Origin of the sequence: Sphingomonas sp. (assembly GCF_025362505.1) — a bacterium.
Taxonomy (GTDB): domain Bacteria; phylum Pseudomonadota; class Alphaproteobacteria; order Sphingomonadales; family Sphingomonadaceae; genus Sphingomicrobium.
On record NZ_JANYGG010000136.1, the window covers coordinates 1 to 3,087 of the forward strand.

2 protein-coding genes are annotated in these 3,087 nt (G+C 66.9%); both read left to right on the forward strand.

Annotation, left to right across the window (positions count from 1 at the left end; genetic code table 11):
- Positions 1-1,674, forward strand: a 1,674-nt coding sequence (gene dnaG / locus Q0R27_RS13010) for a DNA primase (RefSeq protein ID WP_293945647.1), incomplete at its 5' end; no start/stop codon positions are given.
- A 13-nt stretch (positions 1,675-1,687) separates the two neighbouring features.
- A partial coding sequence (locus tag Q0R27_RS13015) for an RNA polymerase sigma factor region1.1 domain-containing protein (RefSeq protein WP_293945650.1) occupies positions 1,688-3,087 on the forward strand: 1,400 nt, incomplete at its 3' end.

Sequence of the window (3,087 nt, forward strand, 5' to 3'; positions counted from 1 at the left end):
TACCATTGCTTCGGCTGCGGCGCGCATGGCGACGCGATCCGCTTCCTCACCGACGCACGCGGGCTGCCGTTCATGGAGGCGGTCAAGGAACTGGCGGGCAAGGCAGGGATGGAGGTGCCCGCCGCTGACCCGCGCGACCGCGAGAAGGCCGAGCGCAGCGTCGGGCTGACCGACGTCATGGCGGCGGCGCAAGGCTGGTTCGCCGACACGCTCGCCTCGCCCGAAGGAGCCGAAGCCCGCGCCTATCTCACCAACCGCGGGATCGACGCCACCGTCGCCAAGCGCTTCGGCCTCGGGCTCGCCCCCAACGCCCGCAACCGCCTCAAGGCCGCGCTCAACAGCTTCGGCGAGGAGAAGCTCGTCGACACCGGCATGCTGATCAAGCCAGAAGAGGGCGACACTTACGACCGGTTCCGCGGCCGGCTGATGATCCCGATTCGCGACCCGCGCGGTCGGGTCATCGCGTTCGGCGGGCGCATCCTGGGGGACGGCGAGCCCAAATACCTCAACTCCCCCGAGACTGTCCTGTTCGACAAGGGCCGCACCCTCTACAATATCGACCGCGCCTCCCCCGCCAGCCGCACCGCCAAACGCCTCATCGTGGTCGAAGGCTATATGGACGTGATCGCGCTCGACCGCGCCGGCATTTGCGAAGTCGTCGCCCCCAACGGCACTTCCGTGACCGAGGCCCAACTGGAACGGATGTGGCGGCTCGACCCCGCCCCCATCCTGTGCTTCGACGGCGACAGCGCCGGGCAGAAAGCCGCGATCCGCGCTGGCCAGCGCGCGCTCCCCCATCTCGCCCCGGAGCGCACCCTGCGCTTCGTCGCGCTGCCGCCGGGCCAGGACCCCGACGACCTCGTCCGCAGCGGCGGCCGTGCCGCGCTCGATGCGCTGTTCGCCGAGCCCGAACCGCTGGTCGAGCGCCTCTGGCGCCACGAACGCGATGCCGCCCCGCTGACCACCCCCGAAGCCCGCGCCGGGCTGCGCCAGCGACTGATCGAGCATTCCCAGGCGATCGGTGACCGCAGCCTCGCCTCGCTTTACCGCGACGAATGGCTCGCCCGCTTCGACGCACTCGTCCGCCCGCAGCGCGCCCAATTTGGCGGCGGCCCCGCGCGCCCGTTCGAACGGCGCGGCAAATATGATCCGAAGACTCGCCGGTTCGTGTCCCCCGAGGGGCCGACAGGTCCGGAAATCCGGGCGATCGGGTCGGTCGGTATCGACCCCAGCATGGCCCGCGCCCTGCTCACCGGTTTCGCCCTTTTCCCCGAGGCGCTCACCGCCCAACTCGAAGCCCTCGCCCATCTCCCCATCGCCGATCGCACCGCGGCCGCGCAGCGCGCCCGACTGGTCGACGCGGCGATGTCGGGCGAACCGCTTGATCGCGAAGCGCTTCTCCCCATATTGGCGGCAAGTGGCGGACGCTCCGCGCGACGCGGTGGCATCGGCTTCTCCTTTACGCGTCCAGATACCGACCCCGCGCAAGCGGCGAGCGACCTGGCCGCGGCGATCGAGGCGCTGACCGCGTCGGCGGAGGTCGAATTGGCGCTCGCCGATGCGACGCAAGCGCTCGCAACCGGGGACGACGAGGCGTTCGCCGAGCAGCAGCGGCTGCACGGCGCGCGCGATGAAATAAAGGAACGGCTGGCGCGGCTGGCCGGCAATGAGTAAGCGGCACGACAATATGGCGAAAAACGACACCAGCGAACTCGAGCAGGACGGCGGCGACGCCCCGCTCATCGACCTCAACGACGCCTCGATCAAGAAGTTGATCGCGCGCGCCAAGAAGCGCGGGGTGATCACCTACGACGAATTGAACGAGGCGCTTCCCTCGGGCCAGATGGATTCGGACCAGATCGAGGACATCACCTCGGCGCTGTCCGAAATGGGCATCAACATCGTCGAGAATGCCGAGGAAGGCGCCGACGAGGAGGAAGAAGCCGAGGAGCCCGTCGAAGAGGTCGATCCGCTCGACGACAGCGGGCCCAAGCCGGTCGCCGTCAAGAAGGAAACGATCGACCGCACCGATGACCCGGTGCGCATGTATTTGCGCGAAATGGGCGCGGTCGAGCTGCTCAGCCGCGAGGGCGAAATCGCCATTGCCAAGCGCATCGAGGCGGGCCGCGACACGATGATCTGGGGGCTGTGCGAAAGCCCGATCACGTTCAACGCGATCATCGAATGGTCGAACAACCTCAACGAAGGCACGATGCAGCTGCGCGAGATCCTCGATCTCGAAGCGATGCTGTCGAAGGGCCCGACTCCCGAGCAGGTGTCGGAGTCCGAGGACGATAACAACGACGAAATCAGTGAAAAAGCCGTCGGTCCGACCTTCAAGGAGGAGGCCGAACCGGTCGAGGCCAGTGCCGACGCCGATTCCGATGAAGAGGATATGGTCGACCGCCGCACCCCCGCCGCGGTCGAGGACGAGGATGAGGACAACACCCTCAGCCTCGCCCAGATGGAAGAGCAGCTCAAACCGGTCGCGCTCGAGAAGTTCGCCTCGATCACCGCGCTGTTCAAGAAATTCTCGAAGCTCCAGCAGGCCCGGCTCGAGGCGCTCGGCGCCGGCGTCGGCTTCCCCGCCTCGGACGAGAAGAAATACCAGAGCCTCTCGGAAGAACTGACCGCCGAGGTCGAGAGCGTCCAGTTCCACGCCGCGAAGATCGAATATCTCGTCGACCAGCTGTACAGCTACAACCGCCGTCTGACGACGCTCGGCGGCCAGATGCTGCGCCTCGCGGAGCGCCACAAGGTGCCGCGCAAAGCCTTCCTCGACAGCTATATGGGCGCCGAGCTCGACGACGGCTGGCTCGAGCGCGCGTCGAAGATCGACAAGAAATTCGCAGCTTTCGCCGTCGCCGAGGAAGAAAGCGTCGAGCGCATTCGCTTCGAGATCGCCGACATTTCGCAGCAGACCGGAATGGCGCTCCCCGAGTTCCGCCGGATCGTCAACCAGGTCCAGAAGGGCGAGCGCGAAGCCCGCATCGCCAAGAAGGAAATGGTCGAAGCCAATCTGCGCCTCGTCATCTCGATCGCCAAGAAATACACCAACCGCGGACTGCAGGTCCTCGACCTCATCCA